The sequence below is a fragment of the Pseudomonas sp. NPDC078416 genome, from assembly GCF_050268485.1.
In the GTDB taxonomy this organism is placed as follows: Bacteria; Pseudomonadota; Gammaproteobacteria; order Pseudomonadales; family Pseudomonadaceae; genus Aquipseudomonas.
The window spans coordinates 45,650-65,151 of record NZ_JBNNGV010000004.1 but is presented as its reverse complement, the minus strand read 5'-3'; the positions used below and the strand labels follow the sequence as shown (position 1 = coordinate 65,151).

The 19,502-nt window shown below is 61.7% G+C and carries 15 protein-coding genes; 10 read left to right on the top strand and 5 right to left on the bottom strand.

The window, feature by feature from the left end; translation table 11 throughout:
* Positions 1–33: 33 nt before the first annotated feature.
* From zipA to ACQKEN_RS07045, 3 genes are all read right to left on the bottom strand, one after another.
* The gene (zipA, locus tag ACQKEN_RS07055; RefSeq protein WP_065988711.1) at positions 34–882 is read right to left on the bottom strand and encodes a cell division protein ZipA; all 849 of its coding nucleotides are present in this window, start codon (positions 880–882) and stop codon (positions 34–36) included.
* 274 nt (positions 883–1,156) lie between these two features.
* Complete coding sequence (gene smc / locus ACQKEN_RS07050; protein WP_427684674.1) at positions 1,157–4,645, bottom strand: chromosome segregation protein SMC; 3,489 nt, start codon at positions 4,643–4,645, stop codon at positions 1,157–1,159.
* 3 nt (positions 4,646–4,648) lie between these two features.
* A complete protein-coding gene (locus tag ACQKEN_RS07045; RefSeq protein WP_133775840.1) occupies positions 4,649–5,308 on the bottom strand; it encodes a GntR family transcriptional regulator in 660 nt (219 codons plus the stop codon).
* 318 nt (positions 5,309–5,626) lie between these two features.
* Here ACQKEN_RS07045 and xdhA point away from each other — a divergent pair, with 318 nt between their 5' ends.
* From xdhA to guaD, 4 genes are all read left to right on the top strand, one after another.
* Entirely contained in the window at positions 5,627–7,096 is a 1,470-nt protein-coding gene (xdhA, locus tag ACQKEN_RS07040; RefSeq protein ID WP_427684673.1) for a xanthine dehydrogenase small subunit, read from the top strand.
* Positions 7,089–9,497 (top strand): xanthine dehydrogenase molybdopterin binding subunit, encoded by a 2,409-nt coding sequence (gene xdhB / locus ACQKEN_RS07035; protein ID WP_427684672.1) that lies wholly within the window; start codon positions 7,089–7,091, stop codon positions 9,495–9,497. Before xdhA ends, xdhB begins: the two co-directional genes overlap by 8 nt.
* Before the next feature lie 148 nt (positions 9,498–9,645).
* On the top strand, positions 9,646–10,485 hold the full coding sequence (gene xdhC / locus ACQKEN_RS07030; protein WP_427684670.1) for a xanthine dehydrogenase accessory protein XdhC: 840 nt from the start codon (positions 9,646–9,648) through the stop codon (positions 10,483–10,485).
* Between the two features lie 24 nt (positions 10,486–10,509).
* On the top strand, positions 10,510–11,826 hold the full coding sequence (gene guaD, locus ACQKEN_RS07025; RefSeq protein WP_427684668.1) for a guanine deaminase: 1,317 nt from the start codon (positions 10,510–10,512) through the stop codon (positions 11,824–11,826).
* 302 nt (positions 11,827–12,128) lie between these two features.
* Here the strand turns inward: guaD and ACQKEN_RS07020 are convergent, their stop codons facing one another.
* Positions 12,129–12,893, bottom strand: a complete 765-nt coding sequence (locus ACQKEN_RS07020; RefSeq protein WP_427684666.1) for a GntR family transcriptional regulator — start codon at positions 12,891–12,893, stop codon at positions 12,129–12,131.
* 358 nt (positions 12,894–13,251) lie between these two features.
* Here ACQKEN_RS07020 and ACQKEN_RS07015 point away from each other — a divergent pair, with 358 nt between their 5' ends.
* Together ACQKEN_RS07015 and ACQKEN_RS07010 are read left to right on the top strand one after the other, a co-directional pair.
* On the top strand, positions 13,252–14,598 hold the full coding sequence (locus ACQKEN_RS07015) for an NCS2 family permease (protein ID WP_282372148.1): 1,347 nt from the start codon (positions 13,252–13,254) through the stop codon (positions 14,596–14,598).
* Between the two features lie 217 nt (positions 14,599–14,815).
* Entirely contained in the window at positions 14,816–15,442 is a 627-nt protein-coding gene (locus tag ACQKEN_RS07010) for a LysE family translocator (RefSeq protein ID WP_427684664.1), read from the top strand.
* Between the two features lie 85 nt (positions 15,443–15,527).
* On the opposite strand, the gene uraH is transcribed toward ACQKEN_RS07010, so the two are convergent.
* Positions 15,528–15,881, bottom strand: a complete 354-nt coding sequence (gene uraH / locus ACQKEN_RS07005; protein WP_427684662.1) for a hydroxyisourate hydrolase — start codon at positions 15,879–15,881, stop codon at positions 15,528–15,530.
* 397 nt (positions 15,882–16,278) lie between these two features.
* On the opposite strand from uraH, the gene puuE reads away from it, so the two are divergent.
* The 4 genes from puuE to ACQKEN_RS06985 all read left to right on the top strand — a co-directional run bounded on the left by puuE (position 16,279) and on the right by ACQKEN_RS06985 (position 19,466).
* Positions 16,279–17,205, top strand: coding sequence for an allantoinase PuuE (gene puuE, locus ACQKEN_RS07000; protein WP_427684660.1), 927 nt, complete (start codon positions 16,279–16,281; stop codon positions 17,203–17,205).
* Positions 17,202–17,717, top strand: a complete 516-nt coding sequence (gene uraD / locus ACQKEN_RS06995; RefSeq protein WP_427684658.1) for a 2-oxo-4-hydroxy-4-carboxy-5-ureidoimidazoline decarboxylase — start codon at positions 17,202–17,204, stop codon at positions 17,715–17,717. The genes puuE and uraD overlap by 4 nt, the downstream gene beginning before the upstream one ends.
* A gap of 41 nt (positions 17,718–17,758) precedes the next feature.
* Positions 17,759–18,754, top strand: coding sequence for an allantoicase (gene alc, locus ACQKEN_RS06990; protein WP_427684657.1), 996 nt, complete (start codon positions 17,759–17,761; stop codon positions 18,752–18,754).
* A gap of 208 nt (positions 18,755–18,962) precedes the next feature.
* Positions 18,963–19,466: an ureidoglycolate lyase gene (locus tag ACQKEN_RS06985; protein ID WP_074889347.1), complete on the top strand. Its 504-nt coding sequence runs from the start codon at positions 18,963–18,965 to the stop codon at positions 19,464–19,466.
* The last annotated feature ends 36 nt before the right edge of the window (positions 19,467–19,502 follow it).

Sequence of the window (19,502 nt, the reverse complement as noted above, 5' to 3'; positions counted from 1 at the left end):
CAGAATTGCATCGTCCAATAAACGTGCAGCCAATCAACGACGCTGGGTCAGGGCGCGGCGTTCGAACTCGACGATGCGCTGACGGTAATGCTCGATGGTCTGCGCGGTCATGACGCTGCGCTGATCGTCTTTCAATTCACCGTTCAGCTCGTGGGCCAGCTTGCGAGCGGCGGCGACCATGACATCAAACGCCTGCTTCGGATGACGCGGCCCTGGCAGACCCAGGAAAAAACTCACGGCGCGGGTGCTGAAGTGGTCGATATCGTCCAGATCGAACACGCCCGGCTTGACCGCATTGGCCATCGAGAACAGCACTTCGCCGTTGCCGGCCATGCTTTCGTGACGATGGAAAATGTCCATTTCGCCGAAGCGCAGACCGCTTTCCAGAATGTTCTGCAGCAGCGCCGGGCCCTTGAAGCCGCTTTCGTCCCGGGAGATCACGCTGATCACCAGCACTTCTTCAACCGGTGGCAGGTCCTTGTCTTCGGTGATGCGCTGGTTCGGCTTGTCGTCCGGGAAATCATCGTCGCGGGCACTGAACAGGTCAGGGCCGGCGCTCAGGTTGAGGTCGCCCTGGTGCGGCTCGTCCTTGCGCTTGCCGCGTCGCGGTTCACGTTCGGCGCGCTCGCGGGGCGCTGCACTCATCGTCGGCAGGTCGTGCTCGTCGAGTTTCGGTTCTTTATGGGTGTCCAGCACGCGCGCCGGGCCCAACACTTCGGCGGACGTCGGTTCGTCGTCGTCCGGCAGGTTGGATAAGTTGCGGTCCAGCCTGAATTTCAATTTGCCCTTGCCACCGCGCATCCGGCGCCAGCCGTCAAACAGAATACCGGCAATGACAATAATGCCGATGACGATCAGCCACTCTCGCAGACCGATTTCCATGTAGTCCCGTGCCTCTAATGAAATTCTGAAAATTAAGGGCGCAAACCCCTTTAAAACGTGGAGCCAACTCTATGTTCTGAATGGCCTTTTACCCACGCGAAATGGAAAAGTGGACATTAAGCTAGCACGACCAAAGGCAACTTTACACCGTCTGTTACATCTGGCAGGTCACAAGCATCTGTCACGCTGCAACGGTGGTTCCTGTACTGGACGCCCGTGCGCCACTTTTCCCTGCAAATCTGCCTGATCGCCACGCGACCAACTGCGCATCCTGCTACGACTCCACCAGCGCCATCGCCTCCTCTACGTCCACCGCCACCAGCCTTGAACAACCCGGTTCGTGCATGGTGACGCCCATCAACTGGTCAGCCATTTCCATGGCGATCTTGTTGTGGGTGATGTAGATGAACTGCACCGTCTGCGACATCTCTTTGACCAACCGGGCGTAGCGCCCCACGTTGGCGTCGTCCAGCGGCGCATCGACTTCGTCGAGCATGCAGAACGGCGCCGGGTTGAGTTTGAAGATGGCAAAAACCAGCGCCAGCGCGGTCAGGGCTTTCTCACCCCCGGACAGCAAATGGATCGTGCTGTTTTTCTTGCCGGGAGGACGCGCCATGATCGTCACCCCTGTATCGAGTAAATCTTCGCCCGTCAGTTCCAAGTAAGCGCTGCCGCCACCGAAAACTTTTGGAAAAAGTGCCTGAATTCCGCTGTTTATCTGATCAAAGGTCTCTTTGAAGCGATTACGGGTTTCCTTGTCGATTTTGCGGATCACGCTTTCCAGCGTGTCCAGCGCTTCGACCAGATCGGCGTCCTGGGCGTCCAGGTAGCGTTTGCGTTCGGACTGCTGCTGAAACTCGTCGATGGCCGCCAGGTTGATGGCGCCCAGACGCTGAATCCGCGCGGCGATGCGTTCGAGTTCTTCTTCGGCGTCTTTCTCGTTGGCTTCGGCAGTCAGGGTGGCCAGCACGCCGTCCAGGTCGTAGCCGTCTTCGTGGAGTTGCTCCTGAAGTGCCTTGCGTCGCACGGTCAGGGTCTGCCATTCCAGGCGCTGCTGCTCCAGTTGCCCACGCAACAAAGCCGATTGCTGCTCGGCCTGGTTGCGACGCTTCTCGGCTTCGCGCAGTTCGCGGTCGGCGTCTTCCAGGGCGTTCTTGGCGGTGCGCATCTCCTCGTCGACCACCATGCGCTTTTCCAGCAGCTCTTCGAGCTTCATGCGCAGTTCTTCCAGCGGCGCGGCGCCCTCCTCCAGATTCAGGCTCAGTTGCTCGCGCTTCTCGGTCAGGCGCTCGGACTGCATCTCCAGACGCTCCAGGGCCTGGCGCGTGGAATCATGCTGCGCGCGCAACGAACCCAGGCGAACGGCCAACTGGTTGGCGTGATCCTTGTGCTGGCGGGCCTCCTGACGCACCCGGTCCAGACGCTCGCGCAGGCTGTCGCGTTGAGCGAGCAGCAACTCGCGCTGTTCAGTGTCCAGGGCCATGCTGTCGAGGGCGTCCTGCAACTGCAGGCGGGATTCGCCGAGGGTTTCCTGCTCCATGGCCCGCTGTTCGGCGAGCTCGGTCAATTCTTCGTCGAGCCGGGTGCGGCGCAGGGTCAACTGCTCGACCTTGGCTTTGGCGGCGGACAGCTGCGCCTTGAGCTCGCTCTGCTGACGGGCTTCGTCCTGCAGGCGACGGCGCAATTGCTCGCGATTGTCTTCCTGGAGGCGCTGCTGCTCGCGCTGGGTCGACAGCTGCTCGTCCAGCGCGGCCAAGGTCGCTTCGCGTTCTTCGCGCTCGGCTTCCAGGCGCTGCAATTCCTGCCCCCGCGCCAGCACGCCGCTTTCGGCTTCGCTGGCACGGCGCACGCGCAGGAAATCCCGACCGACCCAGTAGCCGTCGCGGCTGATCAGGCTCTCACCGGCGCCCAGTTGGCTGCGCAGCGACAGCGCGTCATCGAGGGTTTCAACGGGTTTGACCTGGCCCAGCCAGTGGGTCAGATCGACCTGCGTATCGACCTTGTCCAGCAGGCTGCCGGGGATCCGCATGACGTCAGCGCCGGGACTCACCAGGCGCAGGTCGCCCTGACTGAATCCGGCCAGATCAAGGCCGGCGAAATCATCCACCAGCACCGCATTCAGGTCGGCGCCCAGCACGGTCTCCACGGCCATTTCCCAGCCGGCCTCGACCCGCAGCCCTTCGGCCAGACGCGGACGTTCGCTGAGCTGATGATCGCGCAGCCATTCGGCGGTGCCGGTGCCCGGATCAAGTGCCGCCTGTTGCAGGGCTTCAAGCGAAGCGAGGCGACCGTTCAACCGCTGCAGATCGCCCTGGGCCTGTTGTTGCGCCTGGGTGGCCTGTTGCAGATCGACGCGCAGCTGCTCAAGGTGCTCGATCAATTGTTCTTCTTCGGCGGTCAGCTCTTCAAAGGCCATTTCCCGCGCGGCGAGGTCCTCGCTGAGTTCGAGAATCGCCGCGTCTTCGGGGTCAGCCGCGAGCAATTGGCGCTCTTCACCCAGACGTCGTTGACGCTCGGCCAGGCGCTCCAGGCTGGTTTCCAACTGCTGAATGCGCGACTGCTGGACTTCTGCCTGACGCCGGGGTTCGGCGGACGTGAGGTTGAAGGCGTCCCACTGTTCCTGCCAGCCGTGCATGGCGGTTTCGGCGTCTTCCAGCGCGGCGGCGGATTCTTCGGCCGCCGCGAGGGTGATTTCCTGCTCCGGCTCGAGCATCTCCAGCTCTTCGCCCAATGTGGCCAGCAGCGTGCGGTCGTGGCCCAGGTGGGACTCGGTCTCCAGGCGCGCGCGCTCGGCTTCGCGCAGGTCATCCTGCAACTGACGCAAGCGTTGCTGGCCGTGCTGAATGCTCTGCTCGACCCGGGCGATGTCGCCGCCCACGGAATAGAAACGCCCCTGCACCAGATTGAATCGCTCGGACAGGTCGTGATGACCGTCGCGCAGACGCTCGATGGCCGCGTCGGCGCTGCGCTGGTCGGCGACCAGTGACTCGAAGCCGACTTCCTGATTGCCGATCACCGATTCGCGCTGGGCCACTTGCTCGTTCAGCGCCTGCCAGCGCAACGCAGACAGTTGCGCCTTGAGCTGACGCTCTTCGGCTTTGTATTCCTGATATTTCTCGGCCGCCTGGGCCTGACGCTGCAAGCGCTCCAGTTGACGACCCAGTTCTTCGCGCAAATCGGTCAGGCGCGCGAGGTTTTCGTGGGTGCGACGAATGCGGTTTTCCGTGTCGCGGCGGCGCTCCTTGTACTTGGAAATGCCCGCGGCTTCTTCGATGAAATTGCGCAGGTCTTCGGGCTTCGCTTCGATCAGCTTGGAGATCATGCCCTGCTCGATGATCGAGTAGCTGCGCGGGCCCAGGCCGGTGCCGAGGAAGATGTCGGTGATGTCCCGGCGGCGGCACTTGGTGCCGTTCAGGTAATAGCTGTTCTGGCTGTCGCGGGTGACTTTGCGACGAATGGAAATTTCCGCGTAGCTGGCATATTCGCCGACCAGGGTGCCGTCGGAATTATCGAAAACCAGCTCGATGCTCGCCTGGCTGACCGGTTTGCGGCTGGTGGAGCCGTTGAAGATGACGTCGGTCATCGACTCGCCGCGCAGGTTCTTGGCCGAGCTTTCGCCCATGACCCAGCGCACCGCGTCGATGATGTTGGACTTGCCGCATCCATTGGGGCCGACCACGGCCGCCATGTTGCTGGGGAAGTTCACCGTCGTCGGGTCGACGAACGATTTGAATCCCGCCAGCCTGATGCATTTGAGGCGCATGAATCAGCTGGCCGCCAGGGCAGACAACACCGATTGGCAGCTGCGCTCGGCGTAGCGGGTCAGCACGTCGCGGATGCGCGCCAGATCCCGGGCTACCACCGCTTCGAGCAACTGGCCGAAAAGGGTCAGGTATTCGCTCATTTCCGCCTGGCGCTGGTCCAGGGCGAGGAAGTAGAAGCGGCTCATGGACGGCTGCAGGTTCTCGACGGTCTCTTCCAGGTATGGGTTGTTGGCGAACGGATAGGCCGCGCGCATCACGTTGAAGCTCTCTTCGACGAAGCCTTTGACGTCCTGGCGTTCGCAACTGGCGATGAGCCGCTGCTGGATCTGCTGGAACGCCGCCAGGTCGACCGGCTCCTTCCAGCTGCGCGCCACGGCCAGGCCGAGGAGGATGTACATCTCGCTCATCAGGGCGCAGAGGCTGGTGATGTTGTGCGGGGTCAGGACCGACACCTGCGCGCCGCGACGGGGCAGGATCACGATCAGATGGCGGCGTTCGAGGATCAGCAACGCCTCGCGCACCGAGCCCCGGCTCACGTTCAGCGCGGCCGTGACCTTCTGCTCCTGAATCCGCTCCCCTGGCTTGAGTTCGCCGCGGATGATGCGCTCGGCAAGGTGGTGAGCGATCTGCTCGGCGAGGCTGTCAGGTGCCTTGAACGTCATTTCTTACCTTCAACTTCTTTGGTCGCAAACAAGCGGCGGAGTGTATCGCACTGCAGGTCTGTGGCGCAGGGCCATACTGTGGAAACTGGCACGAATTAAGCAGAAACACGGACATGTTCCGATCACGAGCACACAGTCTTTAAACATCATTGTCAGGCGGGTTATCGGCAATTTCAGGAAATAATGAATTTCTTGACCTTTGAGTCAGAAATTAATTGACCCAATAGTCAGAGCTGATAGATTCATCGACATGTTCGATGACCCATCCGCCGGCAGCTGTGACCAGTGCTTTTTAACGACAAGAACGAGGCGCGACCCGTGATCCAGTTTCTCCTGAACCAAGAGCTGAAAACCGAACAGGCTCTGGACCCCAATGTGACGGTGCTCAACTACCTGCGCGAGCACCTGCATAAATCCGGCACCAAAGAAGGCTGTGCCAGTGGTGACTGCGGCGCGTGCACCGTGGTCGTTGGCGAGCTGACCACCGACGCGGCAGGCCGGGAGCAGCTGAGTTATCGCAGCCTCAATTCCTGCCTGACCTTCGTGGCCTCGCTGCACGGCAAGCAATTGATCAGCGTCGAAGACCTCAAGCATCAGGGCCGCTTGCACAGCGTGCAGCAGGCGATGGTCGACTGCCATGGTTCCCAGTGCGGTTTCTGCACGCCGGGCTTTGTGATGTCGCTGTTCGCGCTGCAAAAGAACAGCGCCGAATCCGCCTCCTCTGAAACAAAACATGCCCAGGCCCACGAAGCCCTGGCCGGCAATCTGTGCCGCTGCACCGGGTATCGACCGATCCTCGCGGCAGCCGAGCAAAGCTGCGCTCAGCCGCAAGCGGACCAGTTCGACGCCCTGAAAGCTCAGACCATCGCCCGCCTCAAGGCCATCGCACCGACGCAGACAGGCGAACTGAACAGCGGCGACAAGCGCTGCCTGGTGCCGCTGACCGTCGCCGATCTGGCCGACCTCTACGACGCCTATCCCCAGGCCCGTCTCTTGGCCGGCGGCACCGATCTGGCCCTTGAAGTGACGCAATTCCATCGCCCGCTGCCGGTGATGATCTACGTCGGCAATATTGCGGCGATGAAGAAGGTCGAGCACTTCGAAGACCGCATCGAGATCGGCGCGGCCACGGCCCTCACCGATTGCTACGAAGCACTGAGCCGCGAGTACCCGGATTTCGGTGAATTGCTGCACCGTTTTGCATCGCTGCAGATCCGCAATCAGGGCACCCTCGGCGGCAACATCGGCAACGCCTCGCCGATTGGCGACTCCCCGCCCCTGCTGATCGCCCTGGGCGCGAAGATCGTGCTGCGCAAGGGCGATCAGACCCGCACCCTGGCGCTGGAGGATTACTTCATCGACTACCGGGTGACGGTGCGTCAGGAAAGCGAGTTCATCGAGCGCATCATCGTGCCCCGCGCCAACGCCGGGCAGACGTTTCGCGCCTATAAGGTGTCCAAACGGCTGGACGACGACATCTCGGCGGTCTGCGCAGCGTTTCGCGTGCACGTCGAAAACGGCGCCATCGTTGACGCCCGCGCGGCGTTTGGCGGCATGGCGGCGATCCCCAAGCGCGCGGCCCATTGCGAACAGGCGCTGATCGGCCAGCCCTGGACAACGGCCACCATCGAGCGCGCCTGCGCCGCACTGGCCGAAGATTTCACGCCCCTGACGGACTTCCGCGCCAGCAAGGAATACCGCCTGCTCAGCGCGCAGAACCTGCTGCGCAAATACTTCATTGAAGTGCAAACGCCTCATATCCAGACGCGGGTGACAGCTTATGTCTAATCATCATTCAGCCAGGTCCCAGGAAGAAATGGTCGCCCTGTTTCAACAGGACCTGACCACCGGCGTCGGCCGCAGCGTCAAGCACGACAGCGCCGACAAGCACGTCTCCGGCGAAGCGATCTACATCGACGACCGTCTTGAATTCCCCAATCAGCTGCATGTGTATGCGCGGCTGTCCGACCGGGCCCACGCGCGCATCGTTCGCGTCGACGTGTCGCCCTGCTACGCCTTCGACGGCGTGCGCATCGCCATCACCCACGAAGACATTCCCGGCCTCAAGGACATCGGCCCGCTGCTGCCCGGCGACCCGTTGCTGGCCATCGATACGGTGGAGTTCGTCGGTCAGCCGGTGATTGCCGTGGCCGCTCGGGATCTGGAAACCGCGCGCAAGGCGGCGATGGCCGCAATCATCGAATACGAAGACCTGGAACCGGTGCTCGACGTGGTTCAGGCCTACCGCAACAAGCATTTCGTGCTCGACAGCCACACCCACCAGCGCGGTGATTCGGCGACGGCGCTGGCGGCCGCTCCCCACCGGATTCAGGGCACGCTGCACATCGGCGGTCAGGAACACTTCTACCTGGAGACGCAGATTTCGTCGGTCATGCCCACGGAAGACGGCGGCATGATCGTCTATTGCTCGACGCAGAACCCGACTGAAGTGCAGAAGCTCGTCGCCGAAGTGCTGGATGTGTCGATGAACAAGATCGTCGTCGACATGCGCCGCATGGGCGGCGGCTTTGGCGGCAAGGAAACCCAGGCCGCGAGCCCCGCGTGCCTGTGTGCGGTGGTGGCGCGCCTGACCGGCCAGCCGACCAAAATGCGCCTGCCGCGCATGGAAGACATGATCATGACCGGCAAGCGGCACCCGTTTTACGTCGAGTACGACGTGGGCTTCGACACCGACGGACGCTTGCACGGCATTCAGCTGGAGCTGGCGGGCAACTGCGGTTACTCGCCTGATCTGTCGGCGTCCATCGTCGACCGGGCGATGTTTCATGCCGACAATTCGTATTACCTGGGCGACGCCACGATCAACGGCCATCGCTGCAAGACCAATACCGCGTCGAACACGGCCTACCGCGGCTTCGGCGGCCCCCAGGGGATGGTCGCCATCGAAGAAGTGATGGACGCCATCGCCCGGCATCTGGGCAAGGATCCGCTGGCGGTGCGCAAGGCCAACTACTACGGCAAGACCGAGCGCAACGTCACCCACTACTACCAGACCGTCGAGCACAACATGCTCGAAGAAATGACCGCCGAGCTTGAGGAAAGCAGTGACTACGCCGAGCGGCGCAAAGCGATCACAGCCTACAACGCCAACAGCCCGATTCTGAAGAAAGGCCTGGCGCTGACCCCGGTGAAATTCGGCATTTCCTTCACCGCCAGTTTCCTCAATCAGGCCGGCGCGCTGATCCACATCTACACCGACGGCAGCATCCATCTCAATCACGGCGGCACCGAGATGGGCCAGGGTCTGAACGTCAAGGTGGCGCAAGTGGTGGCTGAGGTGTTTCAGGTCGACATCGATCGCGTGCAGATCACCGCGACCAACACGGACAAGGTGCCGAACACCTCGCCGACGGCGGCCTCAAGCGGCGCCGACCTGAACGGCAAGGCGGCGCAGAACGCTGCAGAAATCCTCAAGCAGCGGCTGGTGGAATTCGCGGCGAAGCATTACCAGTGCGATGAGTCGCGGGTCGAGTTTCGCAACGGTCACGTGCGCGTCGGCGAGCAGGTCATCAGCTTCGACACGCTCGCGCAGCAGGCGTGGATGGGCCAGGTGTCGCTGTCGAGTACCGGCTATTACAAGACGCCGAAGATTTTCTATGACCGCAGCCAGGCGCGCGGCCGGCCGTTCTATTACTTTGCCTTCGGCGCGGCCTGTACCGAGGTGCTGGTCGACACCCTGACCGGCGAATACAAAATGCTGCGCACGGACATTCTTCATGACGTCGGCGCCTCGCTTAACCCGGCCATCGACATCGGCCAGGTCGAGGGCGGCTACATTCAAGGGATGGGCTGGCTGACGACCGAGGAACTGGTCTGGAACGACAAGGGCAAGCTGATGACCAACGGTCCGGCCGGCTACAAGATTCCGGCCGTGGCCGACATGCCGGCGGACCTGCGGGTGAAGCTGGTGGAGAACCGCAAGAACCCGGAAGACACGGTGTTCCACTCCAAAGCCGTGGGCGAACCGCCGTTCATGCTGGGCATCGCTGCGTGGTGCGCGATCAAGGACGCGGTGGCGAGTCTGGGCGATTACAGGCATCAGCCGAAAATCGACGCGCCGGCGACCCCGGAACGGGTGTTGTGGGGGTGTGAGCAGATGCGCGCGTTGCGGGTTGCGGCGCCGGAAGCGGAAGGTGTCGCCCATGAGCTGGCGGGTTCGCCGGTGTAGATCGTTTAGATCGTTCCCATGCTCCGCGTGGGAATGCAGCCCGCGACGCTCCGCGTCGACTAGGCGACGCGGAGCGTCATGGAGGGCGTGCCCACGCAGAGCTTGGGTACGATCAACATGGCTACGATCGATGCTTGAGGAGAATCACATGAATAACTGGATCAGCGCCCTCGCCGACTTGCAGCACTTGGGCGAGGCCTGCGTGCTGGTGACCATCATCGAGGAGCGTGGCTCGACGCCGCGCAATGCCGGCTCGAAAATGGTCGTCAGCGCCGGACGGATCTTCGACACCATCGGCGGCGGTCACCTGGAATACAAAGCCATGGAAATCGCCCGGGAGATGCTCGCCAGCGGCAGCCAGCAAACCCGTCTGGAGCGCTTCAGCCTCGGCGCCAGCCTGGGTCAGTGCTGCGGCGGCGTGAACGTGTTGCTGTTCGAACCCATGGGCCAGCCCCAGGCGCACATTGCGGTGTTCGGTGCCGGCCACGTCGGGCGGGCGTTGGTGCCGCTGCTCGCCAGCCTGCCCTGCCGCGTGCGCTGGATCGATTCCCGCGAGGCCGAGTTTCCCGCGCACATGCCGGAAGGCGTGACGCAGATCCTCAGCGAGGACGTCATCGAAGAAGTCGATAACCTCCCCGCCGGCAGCTATTGCATCGTCATGACCCACAATCATCAGCTGGACCTGGAACTCGCCGCCGCCATTCTCAAGCGGGGCGACTTCAGCTATTTCGGCCTGATCGGCTCGAAGACCAAACGCGTTAAGTTCGAGCATCGCCTGCGTGATCGTGGCTTCGACGCCGCTGTGGTGCAGCGGATGCTTTGCCCCATGGGCCTGACCGAAGTCAAAGGCAAATTGCCCATGGAAATCGCCGTGTCCATCGCCGGCGAAGTGATCGCCACCTACAACGCTCATTTCGGCGAGCAAAGCACCACCGCCGAACCTGTCGCCAAGCTGCTGCCGGTGTCCCGCCGCAGCCAGGCCCAATGAATCCCGGAAGAACGATCAACTGACATGACCTCTGATATCAGCACCACCAGAAAAGCCTACCGCGCCGCCATCATTCACAGCATCGCCGACCCTGCCGAAGTGGCCGTGGAAGCGTCGTACGAGTATTTCGAAGACGGCCTGATGCTGGTCGAAAACGGCAAGATCCTCGCCCTCGGCAATGCCGACGACCTGTTGGGGACCCTCGCCGACAATGTTGAAATCGTGACCTATAACGACGCGCTGATCACCGCCGGTTTCATCGACACCCATATCCACCTGCCGCAGACCGGCATGGTCGGGTCCTACGGCGAGCAGTTACTCGACTGGCTGAACACCTACGTCTTTCCCTGCGAGAAACAGTTCGAAGACCCCGAGCATTCGGCGCAGGTGGCCGACATCTTTCTCAAGGAATTGCTGCGCAACGGCACCACCACCGCGCTGGTGTTCGGCAGTCGTCACAAGGAGTCGGTGGAAGCGCTGTTCAGTGCGGCGGAAAAGCTCAATCTGCGCCTGATCGCCGGCAAGGTGATGATGGACCGCAACGCGCCGGATTATCTGGTGGACACCGCTGAATCCAGCTACGTCGACAGCAAGGCGCTGATCGAGCGCTGGCACGGCAAGGGCCGCCTGCATTACGCCGTCACCCCGCGCTTCGCCCCGACCAGTACACCTGAACAATTGATCCTCGCCGGCCAGTTGCTGACCGAATACCCCGACCTGTATATGCAGACCCACATCAGTGAAAACCTGAAGGAAGTCGAATGGGTCAAGGCGCTGTTCCCGGAGCGCAAGAACTACCTGGACGTGTACGACCATTTCAACCTGCTCGGCGAGCGCTCGGTGTTCGCCCATGGCGTGCACCTGTGCGACCAGGAGTGTGAGCGCCTGGCAGAAACCGGGTCAGCCATCGCCTTTTGCCCGACGTCCAACTTCTTCCTCGGCAGTGGGCTGTTCAACTTGCCGATGGCGGAAAAGCACAAGGTCAATGTGGGACTCGGAACAGACGTCGGTGCTGGCACCAGTTTCTCGCTGCTGCACACGTTGAACGAGGCGTACAAGGTCATGCAGCTGCAGGGCGCCAAGTTGAGCCCGTTCAAATCGCTGTACCTGGCAACACTGGGCGGGGCACGGGCGCTACGCCTGGAAGACAAGATCGGCAACCTGCAGCCGGGCAGCGAGGCAGACTTCGTGGTGCTGGACCTCAACGCCACGCCGCTGCTGACCTACCGCATGAGTCAGGCCACGAGCATCGAAGAGCGGTTGTTTGTGTTGATGACCCTGGGGGATGACCGGACCGTGAGCGAAACGTATTCGGCGGGGGCGTTGGTGCATAAGCGCTAAAGCGCCGCGGCACCCGTAGGAGCGTGGCTTGAAAGCGCCGCTGCACCTGTAGGAGCGTGGCTTGTCCCGCGATCTGCCGGGAACCGGCAGCAAATCCGGCTCTGACTCAGTGCCGCAACGGGTATACGACGGGTTCCCCGCCGATCGCGGGACAAGCCACGCTCCTACTGGAGATTTGCGTTCGACACGGATTTTGGAGGCGGGTACGAAATGGTAGGAGTGAGCTTGCTCGCGAAGGCGGACTGTCAGTCAGCTTAAATACTGCTGGCCCACCGCATTCGTAAGGCAGCTCACTCCCACATTCAGACCGCGGTGCTGCGCCCTGCCTTTTTCTTGGGCAGCATCAGGTGCGAGAACACGGCGTGGAGGTCGTCGGAGGCGCTGTCTTCGTCGAGGTTGAGCTTGCTGTCGATGTGATCCATGTGATGCATCATCAGGCTCACCGCCAACGTTGCGTCGCGGGCTTCGATGGCGTCGATCAGCTGGGTGTGTTCATCGTACGAGCAGTGCGAGCGGTTGCCGCTTTCGTACTGGGCGATGATCAGCGAGGTCTGTGACACCAGGCTGCGCTGGAAGCTGATCAGCGGGGCGTTTTTCGCCGCTTCCGCCAGCTTCAGATGGAATTCTCCCGACAGACGAATACCCGCCCCGCGATCCCCTTTGGAAAAACTGTCGCGCTCGTCGCTGACCATCTGGCGCAACTCGCTGAGTTGTTCCGCCGTGGCGTGCTCGACCGCCAGCTCAGTGATCGCCTTCTCCACCAGACGCCGGGCGAAGAACACCTGTCGTGCCTCTTCGACGCTCGGGCTGGCCACCACCGCGCCACGGTTCGGGCGCAGCAGCACCACGCCTTCGTGGCCCAGGCGCGAGAGTGCGCGACGAATGATGGTGCGGCTGACGCCGAAGATTTCACCCAGGGCTTCTTCACTCAGCTTGGTGCCGGGCGCCAGACGCTGTTCGAGAATGGCCTCGAAAATGTGCGCGTAGACGATGTCGTCCTGGGTGCCGCTGCGGCCGGATTTGGCCGTGCGTGAGTGTTTCTTGAGAGGTTGCAGCTGATCGTTCATGGGCACTCGTGGTAACAGAATCCGGCGCGGGGCCTTGCCGTGATCAGGGCGGGTACGACCACTGTTGGAGCAACCAATAGCAGATATCCCGGCAAAGTCACAGTAAAAGTAATGGCGCATTGTACACAGCCGGCAAAGTCTGCACAGGCCCCGAAATGACGGGGCGTTATGCACACAATCCGACAAATATTCAGCACAGGATCGAAAACATTATTTGCATTATTTGTATACAAAAGCATAATCCCTTCGTGCACGTTTCTGACCTTTCAGTCAACTAATCAGCCTGACAGGTCCATCCGCCTCCCGGAGCCGGCAACCGGCTTTGTAATAACAACAAAAACGTCCCGAGGATTTCACTGTGGAAAGTCGCAAAACCGAAGCCACGCCGCTGGATCTCACGCTGCCGCGCAAAGGCCTGCTTGAACGCCTCTTCAAGCTCAGCCTGCACGGCACGACCGTCCGAACCGAGCTGCTGGCAGGGCTCACGACCTTCATCACCATGGCCTATATCATCTTTGTCAACCCCAACATCATGGCCGACGCCGGCATTGATCATGGCGCAGCCTTCGTCGCGACCTGCATCGCCGCCGCGCTGGGTTGCCTGTTGATGGGACTGTACGCCAACTGGCCGGTGGGCCTGGCGCCGGGAATGGGCCTGAACGCGTTCTTTACCTACACCGTGGTCGGCACCATGGGCTACAGCTGGGAAACGGCGCTGGGCGCGGTATTCGTCTCGGGCGTGATCTTCATGTTCCTGACCCTGTCACGTATCCGCGAATGGCTGCTCAACAGCATCCCGGTCAGCCTGCGGTACGCCATGGGCGCGGGGGTCGGGCTGTTTCTCGGGCTGATCGGCCTGAAGACCGCCGGTATCGTAGTGGACAGCCCGGCGACGCTCATCAAGCTTGGCTCGCTGCGCGAACCAGGCCCGCTGCTCGCCGCCATCTGCTTTCTGATGATTGCCGTGCTCAGCTATCACCGGGTGTTCGGCGCGATCCTCATCAGCATCATCACGGTAACGCTGGCCGGCTGGGGCCTGGGGCTGGTGCATTACAACGGCATTTTCTCCACGCCGCCGAGCCTGGCGCCGACCTGGATGGCAATGGACCTGGCCGGAGTGTTCAACGTGAGCATGATCAGCGTGGTGCTGGCATTTCTGTTCGTGCACATGTTCGACACGGCCGGCACGCTCATGGGTGTGGCACAGCGCGCCGGTTTGGTGCGCGAGGACGGCCGCATCGAGAACCTCTCGCGGGCCTTGAAGGCTGACAGCGCGTCCAGCGTGTTCGGCGCGATGGTCGGTGTGCCGCCGGTCACCAGCTACGTGGAAAGCGCCTCGGGCGTGGCGGCTGGGGGTCGGACTGGTCTGACCGCCGTGACCGTGGGCGTGCTGTTCGTGGCGGCGATGTTCTTCGCCCCGCTGGCTGGCATGATTCCCGCTTACGCGACCGCAGGTGCATTGATTTACGTGGCGATGCTGATGATGGGCGGCATGGCGCATATCGACTGGGACGAAGCCACCGACAGCATTCCGGCGATCGTCACGGCGATCATGATGCCGCTGACGTTTTCGGTCGCGGACGGGATTGCCCTGGGGTTCATCACCTACGTGGTGCTCAAGGCCGGCACCGGCCGCCATCGGGAAATCTCCATCAGCCTGTGGGTGCTGTGCGCAATCTTCATCGCCAAGTTCGTGTTTTTGTGAGACTGCGTAGATCACAAACTGGCCCTGAATGGCCGAGTGATACACACGCCCCGTAGGAGCCGGCTTGCTGGCGAACGCGATGTGTCAGACGGCACATCCGTGGCCGTCGCATCGCATTCGCCAGCAAGCCGGCTCCTACAGGTCGAACGCGCACAAGACATGACGCAGCCCAGCCAGCGGCGTTTTTCTGCTTTCAAATAAACAAGGAGAACACCCCATGACACTGGAAACCTGGCTGCTGTTCAGCGGCGCGGCGTTGGTGGTCATTCTGATTCCCGGGCCGCTGTCACTGCTGATGATCGGCAACAGCCTGAATTACGGCCTGCTGCGCTCCTACCCCGCCTTCCTTGGCGGCGTCTGCGCGTCGATCTGCCTGCTCAGCGCCTCGGCCCTGGGACTGGGCGCCTTGCTGCTGGCGTCCGAACAGTTGTTCAGCGCCTTGAAGATCATCGGCGGTCTGTACCTGTTCTACCTGGCCTGGCAAAGCTGGAAGCAGTCGCGCCGGCCCGCCACCGCAGCCGAAGTGCCCGAGGCCACCAGCAAACCCGCTTTCGGCTCACTGTTCTGGCGCGCGTTCGTGCTGGGCGGCAGCAACCCGAAAGACATCCTGTTTTTCGCTGCCTTTCTGCCGCAGTTTCTCAAGGCGGATGAGCCGTTCTTCGGCCAGTTGATCACCATGATCATCACCTGGACCGTCCTCGACCTGAGCTGCAAGTTGTTCTACGGCCTCAGCGCCCAGGGCGCGGCCCGCTATCTGCGCACGGGCAAGGGCCAGACCTGGTTCAACCGCATCAGCGCCGGTCTGTTTGGAACTGCTGGCACCGTCGCCCTGATCAGCCGCTGAGTTCAGCAACAGGAAAACAGAGCAAAAAAAAGCCCGCAGTGTGGGGCGGGCAAGAGGAACGCGGGGAGCAACACGCGGCAGCGATCTAGCTGCCGCGATAAGTCGAATAGCTGTAGGGCGAAATCAGCAGCGGCACGTGGTAATGGTCTTGCCCGGCGTCGATGCCGAAGCGCAGCACCACTTCATCGAGAAACGCTTGTTTGGCGGACTGCACGCCTTTGCCACGAAAGTACTCGCCGGCCTGAAACTGCAACTGATAGACGCCAGATCGGTAGTCATCGCCCTGCAACAGCGGTGCGTCGCAGCGGCCGTCGCTATTGGTGACCGCCTCGGCGACTTTCTCCAGCCGGTCGCCCTCGACCCGATAAAGTGCGACGTGGATTGAGCTGCCGGGGCAGCCATGTGCAGCGTCCAGCACGTGAGTGGTGAGTCGTCCCATGGCGTGTCGTTGCCTCATTCAGTGAGAAATAGAGAGATGGCCTGCACCCGCAAGGGGCGTCAGTGGTAAGACATGAGCAGGATTAAGACAGTTTATTCTCGGATTGTACACAATTTAAATCAGCTAAATTTCCATCACTTGTCCGCTGCGGGCCTTCGCCCTGAAAATCAGTGCAGGCCGCAAAGCGACAACCTGATGAGCGCTTTATCTGACCACTCAGGCAGGTTTCTTGCACGGTGATACAGCGTGGCTCAGAGTGGGGTGGAATGAAAAAACAGGGTTACAAGTTGTAAATAAAGTTGTATACAATCTCACCATCGCAGCGACCGTCGCGGCACCCGGATACATCGGCCTGACGACCACCGCCACAGAACACATGTAGATAAGGAAGATTGCAGTGAGCGCCGACTACCCACGCGACCTGATCGGTTACGGCAGTAACCCGCCCCATCCCCGCTGGCCAGGCAACGCCCGTATCGCGCTGTCGTTTGTGCTCAATTACGAGGAAGGCGGCGAGCGCAACATTCTGCATGGCGACAAGGAGTCCGAAGCGTTCCTCTCCGAAATGGTCGCCGCGCAACCGCTGCAGGGCCAGCGCAACATGAGCATGGAATCGCTCTACGAATACGGCAGCCGCGCCGGCGTGTGGCGCGTGCTCAAGCTGTTCAAACAATTCGATATCCCGCTGACGGTCTTCGCCGTGGCCATGGCCGCCCAGCGTCATCCGGACGTAATCCGCGCCATGGTCGACGCCGGCCATGAGATCTGCAGCCACGGCTATCGCTGGATCGACTACCAGAACATGGACGAGGCGCAGGAACGCGAGCACATGCTCGAAGCCATCCGCATCCTCACCGAGCTCACCGGCGAACGTCCGCTGGGCTGGTACACCGGGCGCACCGGCCCCAACACCCGGCGGCTGGTGATGGAAGAAGGCGGTTTTCTCTACGACTGCGACACCTACGACGACGACCTGCCCTACTGGGAGCCGAACACCCCCACCGGCAAGCCGCACCTGGTGATCCCCTACACGCTGGACACCAACGACATGCGCTTTACCCAGGTGCAGGGTTTCAACAAGGGCGACGACTTTTTCGACTACCTGAAAGACGCCTTCGACGTGCTCTACGCCGAAGGGGCCGAGGCGCCGAAGATGCTTTCGATCGGCCTGCACTGCCGGTTGATTGGCCGCCCTGCCCGGCTGGCCGCCCTGCAGCGTTTCCTTGAGTACGTCAAAGGCCACGAGCAGGTCTGGTTCGCCCGCCGAGTCGAGATCGCACGGCACTGGCATGACGTCCATCCCCTCAACGGAGCCGCCGAATGAGCCGCTTTCAGACCCTGACGCCCTCTTCGCTCAGCCGCGATGAATTCGTCCGCACTTTCGCCGACATCTACGAACACTCGCCCTGGGTCGCCGAACAGGCCTGGGACCAAGGCCAGCTGCATGAGCTCGATGACATCGAGGCGCTGCACGCACGCATGAGCGACACCCTGTTGAGTGCTGATCACGCCGCGCAACTGGCGCTGATCAACGCTCACCCGGACCTTGCCGGCAAAGCCGCCGTGCAAGGCCAACTGACCGAAGCCAGTACCTCTGAACAGGCTGGCGCCGGTATCCACCAATGCACGGCCGAAGAGTTTCAGCGCTTCACCGAGCTGAACGACGCCTATAAAGCGAAGTTCGCGTTCCCCTTCATCATGGCGGTGAAAGGCAGCAACCGGCATCAGATCCTCGCGGCCTTCGAGACGCGCATTCACAACCCGGCAGACGCCGAGTTTGCCTGCGCCCTCGACGAGATCAACAAGATCGCGATGTTCCGCCTGCAAGCCCTCTGACCGACCTTTCCCACGCCCACTACCAAAGGCAGACAAAAAGAATGAAAGCTTACGCCGCACCCTTCGAGAAGTTCGTCAACCTGGCCGATGCGCGCTTGGGGACGAAGATCCTGTCCGTTACCGATGACTGGTTCGCCGACGCCAACCGCCTGTTCCAGCCGACCCCTGCGGTCTGGAAAGAGGGCGTGTTCGACGACAACGGCAAGTGGATGGACGGCTGGGAGTCGCGCCGCAAGCGCTTCGAAGGTTACGACAGTGCCGTGATTCGTCTGGGCGTCGCCGGTTCGATCAAGGGAGTGGACATCGACACCTCGTTTTTCACCGGCAACTACCCGCCATCGGCCTCGCTGGAAGCCTGCTTCCTGGCGTCGGGCGAGCCGGACGAGCACACCGAGTGGACCGAAGTGCTGCCGGCCGTGGAGCTCAAGGGCGACAGCCACCATTACCATGAGATCGGGGACGCCAAGGCGTACAGCCACTTGCGTTTCAATATTTACCCGGACGGCGGCGTGGCGCGTCTGCGGGTGTACGGCGTGCCTCATCGGGACTGGTCGGCGGTGGGTGACAACGAGCAGATCGACCTGGCCGCTGCGCTGAATGGTGGTCGTGCGCTGGCCTGCTCCGACGAGCATTTCGGGCGCATGAGCAACATCCTCAACCCGGGCCGTGGCGTGAACATGGGCGACGGCTGGGAAACCGCACGTCGCCGCACCCCTGGCAATGACTGGGTGATCGTGGCGCTGGGGCATGCCGGTGAAGTGGAGCAGATCGTCGTCGACACCCTGCACTTCAAGGGCAACTACCCGGACAGCTGCTCGATTCAGGCAGCGTTCGTCAAAGGCGGCACCGACAGCCAGATCGAAACCCAAAGCCTGTTCTGGCGCGAACTGCTGCCGAGCCAGAAGCTGGAAATGCACGCCGAACACACCTTCGTTGAGCAGATCAAGGCGCTGGGGCCGATTACCCATATCCGCCTGAACGTGTTCCCGGACGGTGGCGTGAGCCGGTTGCGGGTGTTGGGCAAGGTCGCGAGATAACACCTGACCTGTGGGAGCGTGGCTTGTCCCGCGATCGGCGACGAAGTCGTCGCAATAGCGGCAACTGCGCTCTGTCTGATACACCGCGTGCGCCGGTCTTGCTGACGCTTCGCGCCAGATCGCGGGACAAGCCACGCTCCTACAAAAGATTGCGTAGACCAAATACCACAGTGTTTTCATTTACGAATAACGAGAAAGAAGACCCCGCATGCGCACACTGATCATCGAGCCGTTGACCAAGGCAGCCTTCGCCCCGTTCGGCGATGTCATCGAAACCGATGGCAGCGATCATTTCATGATCAACAACGGCTCGACCATGCGCTTTCACCGTCTGGCCGAGGTCGAAACGGCGACGCCGGACGACAAGGCGATCATCAGCATCTTCCGCGCCGAGGCGCTGGACATGCCGTTGACCATCAGCATGCTGGAGCGCCATCCGCTGGGCAGCCAGGCCTTCATTCCGCTGCTCGGCCATCCTTTTCTGGTCGTGGTCGCGCCACTTGGCGATGCACCTGAACCCGAGTTGACCCGCGCCTTCATCACCAATGGCAGGCAGGGTGTTAATTACCATCGCGGCGTCTGGCACCACCCGGTGCTGACGATCGAAAAGCGGGATGACTTCCTGGTGGTTGATCGCAGTGGCAGTGGCAATAACTGCGATGAGCATTTCTTCGAAGAGAGTCAGAAGATGGTTCTCGATCCCCAACTATAAGAAGGGCCCGACCACCCGTTAAGCGGTGGAAGGCAA

Excerpts from the sequence above, each read along its gene's own strand:
- zipA (WP_065988711.1), bottom strand. The coding sequence starts at position 882 with ATGGAAATCGGTCTGCGAGAGTGGCTGATCGTCATCGGCATTATTGTC.
- smc (WP_427684674.1), bottom strand. The coding sequence starts at position 4,645 with ATGCGCCTCAAATGCATCAGGCTGGCGGGATTCAAATCGTTCGTCGAC.
- ACQKEN_RS07045 (WP_133775840.1), bottom strand. The coding sequence starts at position 5,308 with ATGACGTTCAAGGCACCTGACAGCCTCGCCGAGCAGATCGCTCACCAC.
- xdhB (WP_427684672.1), top strand. The coding sequence starts at position 7,089 with ATGTCTAATCATCATTCAGCCAGGTCCCAGGAAGAAATGGTCGCCCTG.
- xdhC (WP_427684670.1), top strand. The coding sequence starts at position 9,646 with ATGAATAACTGGATCAGCGCCCTCGCCGACTTGCAGCACTTGGGCGAG.
- guaD (WP_427684668.1), top strand. The coding sequence starts at position 10,510 with ATGACCTCTGATATCAGCACCACCAGAAAAGCCTACCGCGCCGCCATC.
- ACQKEN_RS07020 (WP_427684666.1), bottom strand. The coding sequence starts at position 12,893 with ATGAACGATCAGCTGCAACCTCTCAAGAAACACTCACGCACGGCCAAA.
- ACQKEN_RS07010 (WP_427684664.1), top strand. The coding sequence starts at position 14,816 with ATGACACTGGAAACCTGGCTGCTGTTCAGCGGCGCGGCGTTGGTGGTC.
- uraH (WP_427684662.1), bottom strand. The coding sequence starts at position 15,881 with ATGGGACGACTCACCACTCACGTGCTGGACGCTGCACATGGCTGCCCC.
- uraD (WP_427684658.1), top strand. The coding sequence starts at position 17,202 with ATGAGCCGCTTTCAGACCCTGACGCCCTCTTCGCTCAGCCGCGATGAA.
- alc (WP_427684657.1), top strand. The coding sequence starts at position 17,759 with ATGAAAGCTTACGCCGCACCCTTCGAGAAGTTCGTCAACCTGGCCGAT.
- ACQKEN_RS06985 (WP_074889347.1), top strand. The coding sequence starts at position 18,963 with ATGCGCACACTGATCATCGAGCCGTTGACCAAGGCAGCCTTCGCCCCG.